Source organism: Novosphingobium indicum (assembly GCF_014645195.1).
GTDB lineage: Bacteria > Pseudomonadota > Alphaproteobacteria > Sphingomonadales > Sphingomonadaceae > Novosphingobium > Novosphingobium indicum.
This window is the reverse complement of record NZ_BMLK01000001.1, coordinates 302,328-322,187: the sequence shown is the minus strand read 5'-3', so window position 1 is coordinate 322,187 and position 19,860 is coordinate 302,328. Positions and strand designations below refer to the sequence as shown.

15 protein-coding genes are annotated in these 19,860 nt (G+C 63.8%); 9 read left to right on the top strand and 6 right to left on the bottom strand.

Translation table 11 applies throughout. The features are described 5' to 3' along the window. Positions 1 to 204 precede the first annotated feature (204 nt). The 5 genes from IEX64_RS01570 to IEX64_RS24600 all read right to left on the bottom strand — a co-directional run bounded on the left by IEX64_RS01570 (position 205) and on the right by IEX64_RS24600 (position 5,005). On the bottom strand, positions 205 to 1,533 hold the full coding sequence (locus tag IEX64_RS01570; RefSeq protein ID WP_188817548.1) for an amidohydrolase family protein: 1,329 nt from the start codon (positions 1,531 to 1,533) through the stop codon (positions 205 to 207). A gap of 182 nt (positions 1,534 to 1,715) precedes the next feature. Then, complete coding sequence (trmB, locus tag IEX64_RS01565; protein WP_188817546.1) at positions 1,716 to 2,432, bottom strand: tRNA (guanine(46)-N(7))-methyltransferase TrmB; 717 nt, start codon at positions 2,430 to 2,432, stop codon at positions 1,716 to 1,718. Between the two features lie 122 nt (positions 2,433 to 2,554). Next, positions 2,555 to 3,250: a response regulator transcription factor CtrA gene (gene ctrA / locus IEX64_RS01560; RefSeq protein ID WP_091144199.1), complete on the bottom strand. Its 696-nt coding sequence runs from the start codon at positions 3,248 to 3,250 to the stop codon at positions 2,555 to 2,557. 254 nt (positions 3,251 to 3,504) lie between these two features. Next, complete coding sequence (locus tag IEX64_RS01555) at positions 3,505 to 4,887, bottom strand: putative O-glycosylation ligase, exosortase A system-associated (protein WP_188817544.1); 1,383 nt, start codon at positions 4,885 to 4,887, stop codon at positions 3,505 to 3,507. After that, positions 4,880 to 5,005, bottom strand: coding sequence for a hypothetical protein (locus IEX64_RS24600; protein WP_268238433.1), 126 nt, complete (start codon positions 5,003 to 5,005; stop codon positions 4,880 to 4,882). The genes IEX64_RS01555 and IEX64_RS24600 overlap by 8 nt, the downstream gene beginning before the upstream one ends. A 66-nt stretch (positions 5,006 to 5,071) precedes the next feature. On the opposite strand from IEX64_RS24600, the gene IEX64_RS01550 reads away from it, so the two are divergent. The 6 genes from IEX64_RS01550 (at position 5,072) to IEX64_RS01525 (ending at position 17,216) form a co-directional block, all read left to right on the top strand. Continuing rightward, positions 5,072 to 6,310: a TIGR04063 family PEP-CTERM/XrtA system glycosyltransferase gene (locus tag IEX64_RS01550; RefSeq protein WP_188817541.1), complete on the top strand. Its 1,239-nt coding sequence runs from the start codon at positions 5,072 to 5,074 to the stop codon at positions 6,308 to 6,310. Between the two features lie 43 nt (positions 6,311 to 6,353). Continuing rightward, the gene (locus IEX64_RS01545; RefSeq protein ID WP_188817538.1) at positions 6,354 to 8,393 is read left to right on the top strand and encodes a hypothetical protein; all 2,040 of its coding nucleotides are present in this window, start codon (positions 6,354 to 6,356) and stop codon (positions 8,391 to 8,393) included. 265 nt (positions 8,394 to 8,658) lie between these two features. After that, on the top strand, positions 8,659 to 13,299 hold the full coding sequence (gene gltB, locus IEX64_RS01540; RefSeq protein ID WP_188817536.1) for a glutamate synthase large subunit: 4,641 nt from the start codon (positions 8,659 to 8,661) through the stop codon (positions 13,297 to 13,299). 19 nt (positions 13,300 to 13,318) lie between these two features. Further along, positions 13,319 to 14,752 carry a glutamate synthase subunit beta gene (locus tag IEX64_RS01535; RefSeq protein WP_188817534.1) on the top strand — a complete coding sequence of 478 codons (1,434 nt, stop codon included), beginning with the start codon at positions 13,319 to 13,321 and terminating at the stop codon, positions 14,750 to 14,752. A gap of 222 nt (positions 14,753 to 14,974) precedes the next feature. After that, entirely contained in the window at positions 14,975 to 16,774 is a 1,800-nt protein-coding gene (locus tag IEX64_RS01530; protein WP_188817532.1) for a methyl-accepting chemotaxis protein, read from the top strand. Between the two features lie 133 nt (positions 16,775 to 16,907). Next, on the top strand, positions 16,908 to 17,216 hold the full coding sequence (locus tag IEX64_RS01525) for a putative quinol monooxygenase (protein ID WP_188817530.1): 309 nt from the start codon (positions 16,908 to 16,910) through the stop codon (positions 17,214 to 17,216). A gap of 6 nt (positions 17,217 to 17,222) precedes the next feature. On the opposite strand, the gene ung is transcribed toward IEX64_RS01525, so the two are convergent. Then, positions 17,223 to 17,912, bottom strand: coding sequence for a uracil-DNA glycosylase (gene ung, locus IEX64_RS01520; RefSeq protein WP_188817528.1), 690 nt, complete (start codon positions 17,910 to 17,912; stop codon positions 17,223 to 17,225). Between the two features lie 71 nt (positions 17,913 to 17,983). Here ung and IEX64_RS01515 point away from each other — a divergent pair, with 71 nt between their 5' ends. The 3 genes from IEX64_RS01515 to IEX64_RS01505 are packed head-to-tail and all read left to right on the top strand — an operon-like array spanning position 17,984 to position 19,791. Continuing rightward, the gene (locus tag IEX64_RS01515; protein WP_188817526.1) at positions 17,984 to 18,607 is read left to right on the top strand and encodes a ribonuclease D; all 624 of its coding nucleotides are present in this window, start codon (positions 17,984 to 17,986) and stop codon (positions 18,605 to 18,607) included. Positions 18,608 to 18,631: 24 nt separating this feature from the next. Beyond that, a complete protein-coding gene (gene lptC / locus IEX64_RS01510; RefSeq protein ID WP_188817524.1) occupies positions 18,632 to 19,279 on the top strand; it encodes an LPS export ABC transporter periplasmic protein LptC in 648 nt (215 codons plus the stop codon). Further along, the gene (locus IEX64_RS01505; RefSeq protein WP_188817522.1) at positions 19,276 to 19,791 is read left to right on the top strand and encodes an LptA/OstA family protein; all 516 of its coding nucleotides are present in this window, start codon (positions 19,276 to 19,278) and stop codon (positions 19,789 to 19,791) included. The genes lptC and IEX64_RS01505 overlap by 4 nt, the downstream gene beginning before the upstream one ends. Positions 19,792 to 19,860 lie beyond the last annotated feature (69 nt).

Here is a 19,860-nt window from a genome sequence, read left to right as displayed (position 1 = left end):
CCGGCACAGCAGCGTGACGTTTCAGTGACTTCAAGCCGGTGAAACATTTCGTTTGTCCCGATTTTTTCATCGAGGCCAAGTGGACAAACTTTGCGAAGTTTGCCGCCCGATGGCCCCAAGGAAAAACGCCGCGCGAAGGACGGATCCCTTCGCACGGCGCTCCCTGAACCCGGCAATGGCTTACCGGAACCGTTTTACGGCGCGTCAGGCCATTTCCTGCTCCTTGGCCCGCTTTTCGGCGTGGGCCTTGAACATCTCCATGACGTCGCCCGAGGTGACCGGACGCGTCTCGTTGGTCGGAACCGAACCGCCCGAGGACTTCGGCGCGGTGTCGACACCCTTGGCTGCGGCCTTGGCGTGCAGCGCACCGACGTTGATGTCCTCACGCTTGAAGTTCTCGAACAGCGAGTCGTGCTTGAGCCACTTGATCGCGTTCTGGTGGGTGATCATGTCGATGTACTCGTCCGACAGATCCTTCACCTGCTCCCACAGCAGTTCTGCGGCATCCGGCCACAGCGCGTCCGAGTGCGGATAGTCGACTTCGTAGGTGACGTTCTCGACGCCCACTTCGTCGAGGTTCTTCAGGCCATAGGGATCCCACAGGAAGCAGTGGCAGAAGTGGCGCTTCATCAGTTCGCTGGGCTTCACGTCCTGGAAGCGCGAGCGGGTCCAAGCCTTGTGGCGCCAGTTCGAAAAGTCGGCGCGTTCCATCAGGTAGGGCACCCAGCCGATCGAGCCTTCAGCGACGATGATGCGCATGTTCGGATACTTGTGCAGTTCCTCGAGCTGCAGCCAGTCGGCCACGCCCTGCGCCACCGACATCGGCATTGTAGAGATCCACGCCTCGATCGGCGTTTCCATCGAGGCGTGCGGCGCCGGGTTGCCCGAACCGATGTGACAGGCGATCGTCATGTCGTTGTCGGTGATCGCCTTGAATACCGGGTCCCAGTAGTCGTTGTGGATCGACGGCAGGCCCTGAACGGTCGGGTTCTCGTTCATCGAGACGACGTTGAAGCCCTTCTTCGCGAGGCGGTTCACCTCGTCCACGGTGGCCTGCTGGTCCCAGGTCGGCAGGATGCCGATCGGAATGAAGCGGCCCGGATAGGCCATGCACCACTCGTCGTAGTGCCAGTCGTTGTATGCCTGCATGTGGCGCAGCGCGAGCTTCTTGTCGGGCGCCTTGTGGAAGGTCTGGCCGTCGAAGCCGATCGAGTTGCCGAAGCACATCGAGGCGGCAATGCCGTTCACGTCCATGTCGTCGATGCGGGCATGCACGTCGTAGCAGCCGTCACGCAGCTGATCGAGCGAGGTCGGCTCCATGCCGTATTCCTCGAACGGGCGACCGACCACGGCGTTGAGGCCGACCGACGGGCGGATGTAGCCTTGGTATTCCCAGAAGTTCTTGCCCTCGCCATCGACCTTGAGCTTCGGCGCAGAAGCGAGCAGTTCGCCCGAAAGCTGATTGTCGAACAGCGTCGGCGGCTCGCAGATGTGATCGTCGGTGCTGATCACCACCATATCGTCTTTTTGCATTTCCAACTCCCTCTTATCCGGATGAGCGCGGGCGATTCCCGCCATCATGTGGCGCCATCCTTGGCCGGGAGCGGGCTGTTGCCATTGACTCGCATCAAACGTTTCAGGTGATCGCATGCGACCGCCACGGCGAAGGCCGGGCGGGAAAGCGGCGGAAACAGGAAGTGAGGTAGGTTTGCGGCCTACTTGCGGCGATACCGGAAGTACCAGACCTCGTGGCCGTAGACCGACCGCGCCTTGGCTTCATAGCGGGTTTCGGGCCAGCCGCCGGGGCGCTTCTGGAAGTCGCCGGGCTTTTCACAGAGCCAATCGAACTGGTGGGTGTGGCGCTGCATGACCATCAGCGCATGGCGCACATAGACCGGGTGGTCGGTACCGAAACGGAACTCGCCGCCGGGCTTCAGCTTGGCCGCGAACATGTCGACCGGCCCGTCGTTCATCATCCGCCGCTTGGCATGGCGAGCCTTGGGCCAGGGATCGGGGTGCAGCAGGTAGAGGAACGAGAGCGCACCATCGGGGATCCGCGCCAGCACTTCGAGCGCATCGCCATGATGGATGCGCACATTGCCGATCGGCGGGTGGGCGCCATTGTCGCCCGACACATGCATCAGCGCCTGGGCGACACCGTTCAGGAAAGGCTCGGCACCGATGAAGCCGTGGTCGGGCAGCATGTCGGCGCGCTGCGCCATATGCTCGCCGCCGCCGAAGCCGATCTCGAAGTGGAGCGGACAGGGCTGGCCGAACAGGCGCTCGGCCGTGACGGGGCCTTCCTCCGGCACCGCGATGCGCGGCAGGAGATTGTCCACCAGCGCCTGCTGGCCGGCCCGCAGGGGCTTGCCCTTGGCGCGGCCGTAAAGGCGGTTGAGCGTGGTCGGATCACCGGATTTGTATGCGGTCATGGCGCGGCGCAGTGGCAGCGAAGGCCGTCCCGGTCAATGTCGCAAATGGCGTGCCGCCAAATGCAAACGGCCCGCCCCGAAGGACGAGCCGTCTCGGTCCCCAGCGAGGGAGCGAGCCTGGATCAGGCTGCTTCTGCAGCCTCGTCCGGATCGCGCAGCACATAGCCGCGGCCCCAGACGGTTTCGATGTAGTTGGCACCACCGCAAGCGTGAGCGAGCTTCTTGCGCAGCTTGCAGATGAAGACGTCGATGATCTTCAGCTCGGGCTCGTCCATGCCGCCGTAGAGGTGGTTGAGGAACATTTCCTTGGTCAGCGTCGTGCCCTTGCGCAGCGAAAGCAGCTCGAGCATCGCGTATTCCTTGCCGGTCAGGTGCACGCGGGCGCCATCGACCTCGACCGTCTTGGCGTCGAGATTGACGATCAGCTTACCGGTGCGGATGACCGACTGTGAGTGGCCCTTGGAGCGGCGCACGACCGCGTGGATACGGGCAATCAGTTCTTCGCGGTGAAACGGCTTGGTCACGTAGTCGTCGGCACCGAAGCCGAACGAGCGGACCTTGCTGTCCATTTCGGAAATGCCCGAAAGGATCAGTACCGGCGTCTGCACCTTGGCGACACGCAGCTTCTTCAGGACGTCGTAGCCGTGCATGTCCGGCAGGTTCAGGTCCAGAAGAATGATGTCGTAGTCGTACAGCTTGCCAAGATCGAGGCCCTCTTCGCCAAGATCCGTCGAATAGACATTGAAGCCTTCGGCCGTAAGCATGAGCTCGATTGCCCGGGCCGTGGTCGGTTCGTCCTCGATCAACAGCACTCGCATTGGGTGACCCCCTTTTGCCCCTGGATTCCGCGACGGTAACGTTGTCGCAACGGAAATTGCCGCAAATTAACCATAGGACCAATGAAGGTTAAAGGTTAATTTGCCGTAAATGTAGAACTGAGTTCGGATTTTCCGAATTTGCCCCCGGTTCTGACACGCTTCGTCGCAACACCACTGCGCGGCGACAAATCCTAAAACGGCAGCAAACGAGAAAGGTTAAGGAACGGCAACCGATTTCGTTCAAACATGCCGCATCAGGCGGCAGCAACGGGGTCGCATACCGCCTTCACCTGCATGCGCAGCGGGCCCTTGCGCAGCGACTCGCGGCCGGGCTGGTCAATCCGCTTAATGTAGCTCCAGAAGCCGCACTGCAAACCGATCAACATCAGGATGAAAGGCTGGAAGGCGATGCCGACAAACAGCGAGCCGACCATGTAGACGATATGCGCCAGTTGCAGGGCATTGGCGAGCGGCGCCACCCAGGCCTCGTCGGGGCCTGTTCGCGCTCTCCATTTGCGGCGGATCAGTTCCATCTGGAGAACGCCGGTCAACTGCAGCGCCAACCAGAGCGCCAGTCCGGGATAGCCCTGCTCGCCGAGCATCTCGAAATAGCTCGAATGGTAGGCGCGGCCCTTTTCCTCGACCGGCGTGGCCTCGACCACTGTCGTGCTGCCGCTCGTCTTGGCCACATAGGTATCGTAGTGCACCACCGCACTTTGATAGGCGTAGAAGCCGCCGCCGAACGGATGCTGTTTGGCATATTCCCAGGTCCACTTCCACATCGCGAGACGGGTGCTGGCGGACTGGTCCGACTGGTGGTTCTCGATCGTGTTCATGCGCTTCATGAACGACTGCGGCAGGAACGGCACGGCAAGGACCGCGACCAGCGCCATGCCGCCGGCAATCAGGAACCGGTGCTTGGCCGTGCGCAGATAGAGCATGCACAGGATCGCCACACAGACGAGCCCGGTGCGCGCCTGCGTCCCGACAGGGATGAGCGCGCAGGCAAAGATCAGCGCGGCCGCGAACGTCATCACACGCCAGTCCGTCGGGAAGACGGTGCCGTGCTTCGACAGCCAGACCACGATCGGAATGATCGATATGGCCACTGCGGAGATGATCGAGCCTTCGAACAGGCCGCTGTTGCTGTCCACAAAAATGCGCAGCGTCCCGTAGCCGCCGCCGCCGCCCACGGTCTTGATACCGCCATCGATGATGAGCGCGCTGGCGGCCAGCACCATGACCAGCGCTACTGCCTCTATCCGCAGGCGCGTGCGCAAGGTCAGCGGCATGAAGATCGCGAAGAGCAGCGCCTTCCAGACCCAGCCCCACTTCTCCGGGGCATCCTCTGGATAGGCCGCCGTGATCGTCGTGTAGCCGCAATAGAGCAGGAGCACCAGCAACAGCCCCTGCCGCATGGTAAAACGCGAATCCGCTTTCTTGTCGAAGACCAGCCAACCCATGAACGCCGCCGCGAAGGCGATCAGCGATACCGGCACATGCGAAAGAAAGCCCCAGGTGATGACCTGCGGCTGGACGATGTCGACATAGAGGTAGAGCAGCAGCCACACGAAGGGGCGCTTGAAGCCGGCGAGCAGCAGGGCCGCGAAAAAGCCGGTGAAAGCCAGATTAAGCATCGGGCCCGTCCCGCCGCCTGGTCTCCGCCTCGTCATAGAGATCGCCGCGCCACAGCAACCGCCATACGGCGAGCGCAAGCAGCCCGTGGCTGACGGCGAGGGCAAACATGTCGACCATTGCCGATCGCGATAGCACCGCAGAGTTGACGCAGCGTTAAGCCTTGCACGCTACCTAGACGCAATCATGACGCGCATTCTCCATGTCCTCGACCACTCGCTGCCGATGCACAGCGGATACACCTTTCGCACAAGGGCGATCCTGAAAGCGCAGCAGGCGCTGGGCTACGACGTGCGCGGCGTCACCGGCCTGCGTCACACCGCCGAGGGACCTTCCGCCGAGGAAGCAGACGGTCTGCTGTTCCACCGCTCGACGGGTTCGGTAAGCGGACCGGCCGGCTGGCGCGAATGGCGCGAGATCGGCCTTTTCGCGCAAGGCATCGAGAAAGTGGTGCGCGACTGGCGCCCGGACATCCTGCATGCGCACTCGCCTGCACTCTGCGGCCAGGCAGCGCTTCGCGTCGCCCGCAAGCATGGCCTGCCGCTGGTCTACGAAATCCGCGCATTCTGGGAAGACGCCGCCGTGGGCAACGGCACCGGCAGCGAAGGCTCCGCCAAGTACCGGTTGACCCGCGCGCTGGAGAGCCATGTCGTGCGCGAAGCCGATGCAGTGGTCACCATTTGCGAAGGCCTGCGCCAGGACCTCGTCGCGCGCGGCACGCCTGAAGAAAAAATCACCGTCATGCCGAACGGCGTCGACCTGTCGCTGTTCGGCAAGCCGACCGAACGCGATGCAGAACTGGCCCGCAATCTGGGCCTCGAGATCGACGGAAGGCCCTGCCCGGTTATCGGCTTCATCGGCAGCTTCTACGACTACGAAGGCCTCGATGTGCTTATCGAAGCCATGCCGGCGGTGATCGCCCGCCAGCCCGATGCGCGGCTGCTGCTTGTCGGTGGCGGCCCGATGGAAGGTGCCTTGCGCGCCCAGGCAGAAAGCTCTCCGGCTGCGGAGGCGATCCGCTTCATGGGCCGCGTGCCGCATCACGAGGTCGAGCGCTACTACGCTCTCAGTGACATCATGTCCTATCCGCGCAAGCGCAGCCGGCTGACCGATCTCGTCACCCCGCTGAAGCCGCTCGAAGCCATGGCGCAGGGCAAGCTGGTCGCCGCCAGCGATGTAGGCGGCCACCGCGAGCTGATCGAAGACGGCCTGACTGGCACGCTTTTTACACCCGATGATCCCGGCGCTTGTGCGGCGGCCCTCGCCGACCTGCTCGACAATCGCGCGCAGTGGGACAGCTATCGCCGCGCCGGACGCATTCACGTTGAAAACCGGCACGATTGGGGGGCGAATGTGGCCCGTTATCAAGACGTTTACCAAATGCTGTCACTTGTACCCACTGCAAGAGGCGCCGCCGCCGCCTGACCGCGCGGCCGGAGCCTCCCGGTTCAAGATGGGATGAAGAAGAGTGTCCGAGCAAAAGCGTAGCACGTCGGGCGGAAGTCAGCCGATTACCCGGCACCCCCTCTTTCCCGCCATTGTCGCCCTCTGGTTCGGTGCCCTGTTCGGTCTGGCCAGCATGGCCATCCGTCCCGCTCTGATCGAGCGCGCGGTTGTGAGCCTCGGCATCGACAGCGTGATACCCATGGCTGCCCCGCCGCTCGGAACGACCACGCGCATCCTGATTGCGCTCGCGATGACCGGTATCGGCGGCCTGATCGGTGCGCTTGCGGCACGGCGGATCACGCGTGTAAAACCCGAAGTGCATGAACGCCGCCGCGGCACGACGCCGGTTGCGGAGGAAGAAAGCACACCCGCCGTGCAGGAGCAGCCGGAGCCCAAGCCCCAGCAGCGCCGCCGCGCGCTTTCCTTCGAAAGCAACACGTCTGCGACGTACGATGCCCCCGAGCGCGCGCCGCTCCCAGGTCACGATTCGCGCATCCTGAATATCGCGGAGTTCGACCTCGAAGGATATGAGGATGCCGACGTTACAAACGCGGACATCCGCGTTGAGGCGGCTGCCGAATCGTCTCTCGTAGGGGCTGAATTCGTCGCCGACATTCCCGAAGCGCAGCTGCCTGTGTCGTTCGACGCCATGCCGGCGCCATCGGCGGCGGAACAGGGCTTCGACGCGCCCACAGCTCATTCGTTCGGCGAAGCAGAAAGCCTTTCGAGCCTGAAAAATGCCACCTTCGAGGCACCCGAAAATGACGCTGCGGACGGTTCTCCCGTCCCGCTCAGCAACGGGCTGTTCGAGAACTTCTCGCGAGGGATCGGCAACCACAGCCCCGCAGCCGTCGAAGCGCATGACGAAGTCGAGCAGGCTGCGCCCTTCGCAGCCTCTCAGGCACAGTCCCCGTCCGAAGACAAACCCGAGCCCGGTTTCACGCTCCTGCCCCACGTGGACGCAGCAGTGAACAGTGTCGAAGAACCAGACGCCGAAGATGAAGTGGCTGCCTTTGCCTCACCGGCCGAATTCCAGGTCGGGGAACAGCAAGACGAACCTGCCGAACTGCACGAAGCGAGCGCTTCTGTCGAAACCGAGGAAGTCGAAGAATCGCCGGCAGCCGTGGAAGAGAAGCGCACTGCCGCCGAGCGCATCGTTTCCGCCGAACTTGACGAACTTTCGCCCGTTGAACTGCTCGAGCGCCTCGGCCTCGCCATGGCCCAGCGCCGCGAGCAGATCCGCCAGGCCGCTGCTACTCCGGCGCCCGTCCTGACCGAAGTCGCACCCGAACCCGAAGAGACGGCCGACGGAAGTGAAGACTTCGCCCCGGTCGCTTTCGAGACGGAAGCTCTTGAGGCTCACGAGGCACCCGAAGCGCCGGCGCCCTTCAACCCGCTGCCCTTTGCCGCCCCTCACCTCGAATCGCTGCGGGCCGAAGCCAGCCCGGTCGAAGCCGAAGAAACGGCCTCTGACGGTTCGCAGGACCCGGAACCTGAAGAAGCCGCCGCCGAGCCGGCCATGCCGCGCATCCCGGCTGCCCTTCGCCCGGTGAGCCTGGACGACTTCGACGACGACGATGACTCGCTCCAGAGCTATATCCCGCCCCGCCACATCGGTCTTTCGATCGCCGCCAAGAACGACGCTCCGGCCCCATCCGCTGCCCCCTTCGCGCAGCCCAAGGGAGCAGAATCCAACCTCGACGACGAAGACGAGATGGATGAGGAAGACAGTGTCCTCGAGCAGGGCTATTCCTCGCTGCTCAACCTATCGCGCCCGATCGAAGGCGGCGAGAAGCCGAAACAGGAATTCGTCCGGATCGAAGAGCCCGAGGACGAAGGCGACATCCAGCCGGTGGTCATCTTCCCGGGCGACGAAGCCCGCGACGCCGGCCCCTTCTCCAGCCCCACGGCCGCCTCGGCAACCAAGCCGAAGCCGGCCCCGGAACCGGAAAGTGCCGGAGAACGCATTTTCGACGCCCCCGGCAAGGCGGATCCGGAAGAAACCGAAAAGGCGCTGCGCACCGCCCTGGCCACGCTGCAGCGCATGAGCGGGGCGGCCTGACCGCCAACTGCCTGCACACTCGCACAGCAACACAAAACCCCGTCCGGTCGATCCGGGCGGGGTTTTGATAATAAAATGGCGAAATATATGCCGCCTGCGCGTTGAATCCTGCGCGCCAGAAGCGTTCGCGGTTGCAAAATGGGCCATCAATCGGCAAGGGGACATTGGGGCCACTTACGTCGCGTGGGGGACGTCGCACTGATTCGTGCGCGTCTATTAGGCACGCCCGGAGCCCCGGAAAAAATGACAGGATGGATTTATATCGATGGGATTTCCTAAGCCCCAAGGTCTTTACGATGCGCGTAACGAACATGACTCCTGCGGTGTAGGCTTCGTCGCCCACATCAAAGGGCAGAAAAGCCATGCCATTATTACGCAGGCCCTGGAGATCCTGAAAAACATCGACCACCGCGGTGCGGTGGGCGCCGACCCCTTGCTGGGCGACGGCGCAGGCATCCTGACGCAGATTCCCGACCAGCTGTTCCGCAAGTGGGCGCAGGGCGAAGGCGTCGATCTGCCGGCCGCCGGCGACTACGCCGTGGCCATGTGCTTCCTGCCGCAGGACAAGGCGGCACGCGATTTCGTGGTCGCCAAGTTCGAGAAGTTCATTGCCAAGGAAGGCCAGGTCCTCCTCGGCTGGCGCGACGTGCCGGTGACGCTCGACGGCCTCGGCAAGACCGTAATCGAATCGATGCCGGTCATCAGCCAGTGCTTCGTCGGCCGCGGCCCGACCTGCGCCGATCAGGACGCCTTCGAGCGCAAGCTGATGGCAATCCGCAAGCAGACCCAGAACCCGCTGGACGAGCTGGCCATCAAGCACGACCTGCCCGGCCTGACCGAGCTCTACATGCCGAGCTTCTCCAGCCGGACGATCGTCTACAAGGGCCTGCTGCTCGCGACCCAGGTCGGCTCGTTCTACGACGACCTGCGCGATCCCGACTTCGTGTCGGCGCTCGGCCTCGTTCACCAGCGCTTCTCGACCAACACCTTCCCGAGCTGGAAGCTGGCGCACCCCTATCGCTTCATGGCGCACAACGGCGAGATCAACACGGTTCGCGGCAACGTGAACTGGATGAACGCCCGCCGCCGCACCATGGAAAGCGACCTGCTGGGTTCCGACCTCGACAAGATGTGGCCGCTGATCCCGCACGGACAATCGGACACCGCGTGCCTCGACAACGCCTTTGAACTGCTGCTCGCGGGCGGCTATTCGCTGTGCCACGCGATGATGATGCTCATTCCCGAGGCGTGGGCCGGCAATCCGCTGATGGATGCCCAGCGCCGCGCGTTCTACGAGTATCACGCGGCCCTGATGGAGCCCTGGGACGGCCCCGCCGCCGTGGCCTTCACCGATGGCCGCCAGATCGGCGCCACGCTGGACCGCAACGGCCTGCGCCCGGCCCGCTTCCTCGTGACCGACGACGACTTGTGCGTGATGGCTTCCGAAAGCGGCGTTCTGCCGATCAAGGAAGACAACATCGTGCGCAAGTGGCGCCTCCAGCCCGGCAAGATGCTGCTGATCGACTTCGAGGAAGGCCGCATCATCGAGGACAAGGAGATCAAGGCCAAGCTCGCAGAGGAAGAACCCTACGAGAAGTGGCTCGAAAAGGCGCAGTACAAGCTTCGCGATCTCGACGTGATCGAGCCCGAACTGGCCGAATTGCCCCAGCCCACCGGCACGCTGCTCGATCGCCAGCAGGCCTTCGGCTACACGCAGGAAGACACGCTGCGCTTCCTTGAGCCGATGGCTATGAACGGTGACGATCCGATCGGATCGATGGGCACCGATACGCCGATCCCGGTCCTGTCGAACAAGCCGCGCCTGCTCTACGACTATTTCAAGCAGAACTTCGCGCAAGTCACCAACCCGCCGATCGACCCGATCCGCGAGGAACTGGTGATGAGCCTGGTCACGATGATCGGTCCGCGCCCGAACCTTCTCGGCCATGACGCCGGCACGCACAAGCGTCTGGAAGTCAGCCAGCCGATCCTGACCGATCTCGGCCTCGCCAAGATCCGCTCGGTCGAAGCCGCACTCGACGGTGCCTTCCGCACTGAGACCATCGACATGACCTGGGATGCCGAGAGCGGCGCCGATGGCCTCGAGATGGCGATCAAGGAAATGTGCTGGGCCGCCACCGAGGCAGTGCTGGCGGACAAGAACATCCTGATCCTGTCCGACCGGGCGCAGGGCCCGGATCGCATTCCGATGCCCGCGCTGCTGGCGACGTCTGCCGTTCACCATCACCTCGTCCGTCAGGGTCTGCGCATGCAGACGGGTCTTGTCGTCGAAACCGGCGAAGCGCGCGAAGTCCAGCACTTCTGCGCCCTTGCAGGCTACGGCGCCGAAGCCATCAATCCCTACCTCGCGTTCGAGACGATCGAGCAGATCCGCGTTCGCAAGAACCTGCCGGTTTCGGCCGAGGACGCCGCGAAGAACTACGTCTACGCGGTCGGCAAGGGTATCCGGAAGGTCATGTCCAAGATGGGCATCTCGACCTACCAGTCCTATTGCGGCGCGCAGATCTTCGACGCGGTCGGCCTTTCGACCGCTTTCGTAGAGAAGTACTTCACCGGCACCGCCACCACCATCGAGGGTGCCGGGCTGCAGGAGATCGCGGAAGAAACCGTGCGCCGCCATGCCGCGGCCTATGGCGACAACCCGGTCTACGCCAACATGCTCGACGTGGGCGGCATCTACGGCTCGCGCGTGCGCGGCGAGGAACACGCCTGGACGAGCGAGAACATCGGCAATCTCCAGCACGCCGTGCGCGGCAACGTGCCGGAGAAGTACAAGGCGTTCGCCGAAACCATCAACAACCAGTCCGAGCGCATGCTCACGATCCGCGGACTGATGGACTTTGTCCCGGCAGAAGAGCCGATTTCGATCGACGAGGTCGAACCCGCCAACGAAATCGTGAAGCGCTTCGCCACCGGCGCGATGAGCTACGGCTCGATCAGCTGGGAAGCGCACACCACGCTGGCACTCGCTATGAACCGCATCGGCGGCAAGTCGAACACGGGTGAAGGCGGCGAGGATCCCAAGCGCTTCAAGCCGCTCGACAACGGCGACACCATGCGCTCGTCGATCAAGCAGGTGGCCTCGGGCCGCTTCGGCGTGACCACCGAGTACCTGGTCAATGCCGACGACATCCAGATCAAGATGGCGCAGGGTGCAAAGCCCGGCGAAGGCGGCCAGCTGCCCGGCCACAAGGTCGACAAGATCATCGGCAAGACCCGGCACTCGACCCCGGGCGTCGGCCTGATCTCGCCGCCGCCGCACCACGACATCTACTCGATCGAAGACCTCGCGCAGCTTATTCACGACCTCAAGAACGTGAACCCGGGCAGCCGCGTCTCGGTCAAGCTGGTATCGGAAGTGGGTGTCGGCACGGTCGCCGCGGGCGTCTCCAAGGCGCGCGCGGACCACGTGACGATCTCCGGCTACGAAGGCGGCACCGGCGCGTCGCCGCTGACCTCGCTCACCCACGCCGGTTCGCCCTGGGAAATCGGCCTTGCCGAAACCCAGCAGACGCTGCTGCTCAACAACCTGCGCAGCCGCATCTGCGTGCAGGCCGACGGCGGCCTGCGCACCGGACGTGACGTTGCCGTGGCCGCGCTGCTCGGCGCCGACGAGTTCGGCTTTGCAACCGCACCGCTGATCGCGGCGGGCTGCATCATGATGCGCAAGTGCCACCTCAACACCTGCCCGGTCGGCGTAGCCACCCAGGACCCGGTCCTGCGCGCGCGCTTCACCGGCCAGCCCGAGCACGTGATCAACTACTTCTTCTTCGTTGCCGAAGAGCTGCGCGCGATCATGGCCGAGCTGGGCTTCCGCACGGTCGCCGAAATGGTCGGCCGCGTCGACAGGCTCAACATGAAGAAGGCGATCAGCCACTGGAAGGCCAAGGGCGTCGATCTCTCGAAGATCCTCTACCAGGCCCCGCTGGGCGAGAGCCCCTCGCTCAACTGGAGCGGGACGCAGGACCACGGTCTCGAGAACGCGCTCGACAACGCACTGATCGAAGCCTCCGCCGATGCCCTCGAAAAAGGCAGCGCGGTGCGCGTCGAAAAGCCGATCATCAACGTCAACCGCACGGTCGGCGCGATGCTGTCGGGCGAAGTTGCCAAGCGCTATGGCCATGAAGGCCTGCCCGACAACACGATCCACATCACCCTGAACGGTGTCGCCGGCCAGAGCTTCGGCGCCTGGCTCGCACATGGCGTCACGCTCGACCTGACCGGCGATGCCAACGACTACGTCGGCAAGGGCCTTTCGGGCGGCCGCGTGATCGTGCGCCAGCCCGGCCATGTCGATCGCGACCCGCTCAAGAACATCATCGTCGGCAACACCGTGCTCTACGGCGCGATTTCCGGCGAGGCGTTCTTCAACGGCGTCGGCGGCGAGCGCTTCGCCGTCCGCAACTCGGGAGCGATCGCGGTTGTCGAAGGCTGCGGCGACCACGGCTGCGAATACATGACCGGCGGCGTCGTGATGGTTCTTGGCAAGACCGGCCGCAACTTCGCGGCGGGCATGTCGGGCGGTATCGCCTACGTCTATGACGAGGACGGCGAGTTCGACAAGCTGTGCAACCACGCCATGGTCGACATCCTCAAGGTCTCGCCGGAAGCGGACGAGGACGAAGGCACCGGTCGCCCGCAGCAGCGGACGGTCAGCGTCAACGACCTCGGCATGGGCGACATGCTGCGGCACGACGCGGAACGCACTCGCGTACTGCTTGAACGCCACCACCTGCACACCGGCTCCAAGCGGGCCCGGGCGCTGCTCGACGACTGGGACAACGCTGTTACCAAGTTCGTCAAGGTGATGCCGCGCGACTACGCGAAGGCGCTCAAGCAGATGGAAGCCGAGCGGCTCGAAGCCGGTTCCGTGGCAGCAGAATAAGATCGGGAATCAAGACACGATGGGCAAGGAAACCGGCTTTCTCGAACTCGACCGGCAGGACCGCACTTATGGTCCGGTCGACGAGCGACTGAAGAACTACAAGGAATTCGTCGTTCCGCTTTCGGCGGAGACGCTCAAGGACCAGGCATCGCGCTGCATGAACTGCGGCGTGCCGCACTGTCATACCGGCTGTCCGGTCAACAACATCATCCCGGACTGGAACCATCTGGTCTACGAGGACGACTTTAAGAACGCGCTCGAAGTTCTGCACTCGACCAACAACTTCCCCGAGTTCACCGGCCGCATCTGCCCCGCTCCGTGCGAGGCAGCCTGCACGCTGAACATCATCGACCAGCCGGTCACCATCAAGTCGATCGAATGCGCGATCGTCGACAAGGGCTGGCAGGAAGGCTGGATCACGCCGAAGATCCCGGCGCAGAAGACCGGCAAGTCGGTCGCTGTCGTGGGTTCGGGCCCGGCCGGCCTTGCCTGCGCGCAGCAGCTGGCCCGCGCCGGCCACTCGGTATCGGTGTTCGAGAAGAACGACCGTGTCGGCGGGCTGATGCGCTACGGCATTCCCGACTTCAAGATGGAGAAACACCTCATCAATCGCCGCGCGGCGCAGATGGAAGCCGAAGGCGTGGTGTTCAAGACGTCGGTGGAAGTCGGCGTTTCCGTCTCGGTGAACTCGCTGAAGGACAACTACGACGCCATCGTCTTCGCCGGTGGTGCGGAAGACGCCCGTCGCCTCGACATTCCGGGTTCCGAGCTGCCGGGCGTGCGCCTGGCGATGGAATTCCTGATGCAGCAGAACAAGCGCAACGCGGGCGACGATGAAATGCGCGCCGCACCGCGCGGCACGCTGACGGCAACCGGCAAGCACGTCATCGTCATCGGTGGCGGCGACACCGGGTCCGATTGCGTGGGCACCTCGAACCGTCAGGGCGCCGCTTCGGTGACCCAGCTGGAAATCATGCCCAAGCCGCCCGAGCACGAGAACAAGGCCATGTCCTGGCCGTTCTGGCCGCTCAAGCTGCGCACCTCGTCCAGCCACCAGGAAGGCTGCGATCGCGACTGGGCGGTGCTGACCAAGCGCGTCGTCGGCGACAACGACGTCAAGGGCCTCGAGTGCGTGCGCGTCGAATGGAAGGACGGCAAGATGCACGAGGTGCCGGGCAGCGAGTTTACGCTTCAGGCCGACCTCATCCTGCTTGCCATGGGCTTCGTCGGTCCGCGCAAGGCCGGCATGCTCGACCAGTCGGGCGTCGATCTCGACCCGCGCGGCAACGTCAAGGCCGATACCAACGTGTACCAGACCAGCGACGAGAAGATCTGGGCTTGCGGCGACATGCGCCGCGGTCAGTCGCTGGTGGTCTGGGCCATCCGCGAGGGCCGCCAGTGCGCACGCTCGGTGGACGAAGCGCTGATGGGCGCCAGCCAACTGCCGCGCTGACGACCGCACACAACGGTTAAAATCCTGAAATGAGGGAGCGGAAGGCCGGCCGGCCTTTCGCTCCTTTTCCTTTTTAAAAACAATGGTTTGCCCTGAATCGCTGGGCTGTTATCGGCGGACATCAGGTATTTACCTCTAGTCTCTGCATTCTGCCGCTTTCACCATGCTCACTGCACCGCCGTCCTCACGGAAGGGCCATCGCCCGACAGGACTGTGAAGGACATGATCAAGCAGCAAACCCGGATTGGCGGCCGGATACTCACCGCCCTCGTCGTGCTGGCCATGCTGGCCACGGCTTTCGTGATCTACGAGATCCGCTTTGGCGGCCCCATCCAGCGCAAGCATTCGCTCAACGACGAAGTGCTGGCGGACATCCTGCCGCCACCCGCCTTCGTGGTGGAGCCCTATCTCCAGGCCTCGCTGGCCGCAGCCAACCCGGAAACCGGGCCCGAGGATCTCAAGCGGATCCGTGAAATCCAGGCCGAGTTCAACGAACGCAAGGCCTACTGGGCGACCGCTCCCGTCCCGGAGGAAATGCGGGCGCAATTGAACTCGACGCTCGGCGTGGCCGACCGCTTCTTCGCGACTGTCGACAAGCACCTGGCACCTGCCATTGCCAGCGGGCAACGTGAGCGTATCGACACGGTCCTCAATCGCGATCTGACGCCAATCTATCAGCAGCAGCGCGCGGAAGTCGTAAAGCTCGTCGCCATGTCGCGAGCGTTCAATGCGCGCGAGATGGCCAGCGACAGCTTCATGGTCACGCTTTATCTGGGCTTCGCAGCTCTGGTCGCAGTCGTCGTGATTGGCTCGGTACAGGCGGGTTCGGCCTTCATTCGCCGCCGCATCGTCAATCCGCTCGACGAAACCAGCCGCACGATCGACGCACTGGCGGCAGGCAACTTCCACGTCACCGTTCAGGGCCTGTCGAGCAAGGACGAATTCGGCGCGACGGCCAGGGCCATGGAAGTCTTCCGCAACGCCGGCCTCGCCCGCGAAGAGGCTCGCAAACAGCAGGCGCATATCGTCGAAGTGCTGTCGATCGGCCTCGACAAGCTCGCATCAAAGGACCTCGAATTCCGGATCGACGAGGAATTTCCTCCGGCCTACGATGCGCTGCGCCGTAACTACAACGTCGCGCTCGATTCGTTCGCCAAGGCCATGGGCACCGTCCGGGTCGGCACCTCGAGCGTGATGAACTCCATTTCGGAAATCCGCGCAGCATCCGACGACCTGGCCCTGCGCAACCAGCAGCAGGCGGCCAGCCTCGAAGAGACCGCAGCGGCCATGCGCCAGGTCACCACGCGCGTGAACGAGTCGGCATCCGGCACCATTGTCGCGCAGGAAACGATCACGCAGGCACAACAACATGCCAGCGAAGGCGGCGAAGTCGTGCGCCACGCCATCGACGCCATGGCTGCCATCGAAGGCTCCGCGCAGGAAATCGCCTCGATCATCAACCTGATCGACGGAATCGCTTTCCAGACCAACCTCCTCGCGCTCAATGCCGGCGTGGAAGCGGCCCGGGCAGGCGATGCCGGAAAGGGCTTCGCCGTGGTCGCCAACGAAGTGCGCGAACTCGCCCAGCGTTCCGCCGATGCCGCGCAGGAAATCAAGGACCTGATTACCAAGAGTGCCGATCAGGTCGGCGCCGGCGTCGCGCTCGTCGGCCAGACCGGCGAGAAGTTCGGCGACATCGTCGGGCGCGTGGACGACCTTCATGGTCTGATCAGCACCATGGCGGACTCCGCCCGTGCGCAGGCGGCCGACCTGCAACAGGTGGACAATGCCGTCAACGCCACGGACCGGATGACCCAGCAGAACGCGGCAATGGTCGAGGAAACGACCGCGGCCACCCGCAGTCTGGAAGCCGAGGCTACGGCCCTAAGCAAGATGATGAGCACTTTCCGCACGCGCGTCCGCAAGAGCCGGCCCGACATTCCGGGCGACACGAACCGCCTGCGCCGCGATACCATGGTCGGCGAGGACATCGGCAAACCGGTGAGTGCCCAGGCCGCCTGAACCGTAATCGGCAGCGCATCTCCGGCGGAAAATCCGCTGGAGATGCGCTGCAGCGATCTCGACTGCTCTCCGCTTGACGCTGAAGACACCCCCGGCGACATCTTGCGCACACCAGAGGGAGAGGGATCGAAACATGCTGCTCGAAATCGCCGAAATCGAAGTGCGCCCCGGAGCCGAGGATGAGTTTGCCGCCGCCATGCGCGAAACCGGCATTCCGCACCTTGCTAGCTGCGAAGGCGTCGTCTCCGTCAGCTTCGGGCGCGGCGTCGAGAACCCTTCGAAATTCACTTTCAACGTCGTGTGGACATCGATGGATGCGCACTCGGCCGCGCGCAATCTCGAGGGCTTCGGCAAGTTCCGGATGGCCTTCGGTGACCTGACCACCGGTGGGGCCATGAGCCACTATGTCATGGACGAGGCCATACCTGGCGCATCGGCCTGACCCCGCTCACCAGTCGATCGGCTCGCGCCCGTTCGCTTTCAGAAATTCGTTGGTTCGGCTGAAATGCTTGCAACCGAAGAAGCCCGAATGGGCCGATAGCGGACTGGGGTGCGGTGCCGTCAGCACCAGATGATGGCTATTGGCAAGGCCGGGCACACGCTCGGCCTTCTTGCGCGCATGGCTGCCCCATAACAGGAAGACACAAGGCTCGGGCTTTGCGGCGACGGCTGCCACGGCCGCGTCGGTAATCGCTTCCCAGCCCTTTTTCTGGTGCGAACCGGCCTGGCCTTCCTGCACCGTCAGCGAGTTGTTCAGCAGAAGCACGCCCTGCCTGGCCCAGTGCTCGAGATTGCCGTGCGGCGGGATCGTGATGCCGCAGTCACTCGCCAGTTCCTTGTAGATGTTCACCAGCGAAGGCGGCACCCTGACGCCTTCGGGAACCGAGAACGCAAGCCCGTGCGCCTGCCCTGCCCCGTGATAGGGATCCTGCCCCAGGATCACGACCTTCACCTTGTCGAGCGGCGTCAATTCAAGCGCACGCAGCCGGCTGCCACGGGGCGGATAGATGCGCTTGCCGGACGCTTCCTCGGCCTTGAGCCAACCGCCCAGACGGCGGGCTTCGGGGGCTGCCAGAACGGCATCGAGTGCCGGCGCCCAGGTGTCGGGAACGGCCTGCGCACTATCTGAAGCGGTCATGCTCTCAAGACTCCTGAAAATCCCGGCGCCCATTGCGTAACACTGACCCAGCCCCTAAGCATTTTCGCACCATGGCTGTCTATCTCCACCAAGAAGATCTCCCCGAGGGCGTCCTCGCGCCGGGGCCCGTTGCCGTCGACACCGAGACGATGGGGCTCATCACCCCGCGCGATCGTCTGTGCGTGGTCCAGATCTCCGACGGGCAGGGAGACGAGCACCTCATCAGGTTCGCTCCGGGCAGCACCTACGACGCCCCGAACCTCAAGGCCGTGCTGGCCGATCCGGAGCGCCTCAAGCTCTATCACTTCGCGCGCTTCGACCTCGCCGCGATCGAGCACTACTTGGGCGTCATGGCGGCCCCCGTGTTCTGCACCAAGATCGCCAGCAAGCTGGTGCGCACCTACACCGACCGTCACGGCCTCAAGGACCTCGTGCGCGAACTGCTCGGCAAGGAAGTGTCCAAGCAGCAGCAGTCCAGCGACTGGGGCGCTCCGGAACTGTCCGATGCGCAAAAGGACTATGCCGCATCCGACGTGCGCTATCTGCACGCGATGCATGAAATCCTGGTCGTGCGTCTGGCCCGCGAGAACCGCACAGAAATCGCGCAGGCCTGCTTCGACTTCCTTCCGGCACGTGCCCGGCTCGATCTTGCCGGCTGGCCGGATCACGACATCTTCAGCCATCAGTCGGCCTGAGGCGCAAACGGAACCTGAACGCCCATGTCGCAGGAAGCCATCCAGATCCGAAACCGGCGGCAGCACTTCGCTGCGCCGGGCGGTTCGCATGACCGGTTGGTGGGATTTCTTGCCAAGGCGCTTCCGGCCCTGATCGGGCTCGTCGCCGCGGTCATGATTCTGGTACCCCTGTCACCCCGCGGCGAGATCAGTTTTCTGCTCGACCGCAACAAAGTTGCAGTCACCACAGACCGTATCAAGCTGCAGGACGCGGCCTACATGGGCCAGGACGATCAGGGGCGCGATTTCAAGGTTACCGCGGGCACTGCCGTCCAGAAGTCTGCCGAGACCCCCATCGTCGAGATGCTCGATCTTGCCGCGAACATGAGTTTGCAGGACGGTCCCGCTCAGATCAAAGCGCCGCGCGGCGCGTACAACTACGACACCGAAACGATAGACATTGCCGGCCCTGTGCAGTTCTCGGCGCCTGACGGCTACCGGATGTCCACCAGCAAAGTCGCCGTCGACCTCAAGCAGAAGGTGGCCGTGGCCTCGGGCGGTGTAGAGGGCGCCGTGACGACCGGGACGTTCAAGGCCGATTCGATGAAGGCAGATCTGGAAAACCGCACTGTAACTCTCGAAGGCAATGCCCGGCTGCAGATGACGCCCGGCAAGTTGAGGATACCCAAATGACGATTCGTCGCCTGCGCCCTCTGCCTGTTCGCGCAAGCCTTGCCGCTGCCCTGATCGCCACTACCGCGATTGCCGTGCCGCAACTGGCCGCACAGGTCTTTCCCGGGCACGACACCAATGCTCCGGTGAACTACGCCGCCGACCGCATCGAACTGCAGGACAAGCAGAACCGCGTCGTGCTTTCGGGCAATGTCGACGTCCGTCAGGGCAACCTGGAACTCCGCGCCGGCCGTACCGTGGTCAATTTCACCGACGCAGGGTCGCTGCAGATCCAGCGCATCACCGCCAGCGGCGGCGTCGTCGTAACCCGCGGAAGCGAGCGGGCGACGGGGGATGTGGCGATCTATGACTTCAACAAGAAGATCATCACGATGTCGGGCAACTCCACGCTCAAGCGCGGAAATGGCGATACGCTGCGCGGCGCACGCTTCGTGATCGATCTCAACAGCGGCGTATCCTCGGCGTCCGGCGGACGCGTCTCGGGCACGTTCACGGTTCCCAAGCAGAACTGAGAAAGCTCAGGCCACCAGCTTGAGAGAAGGAGCTGGCCGGCTGGCGTTTATCGCCTTGCCGGGCGTCTA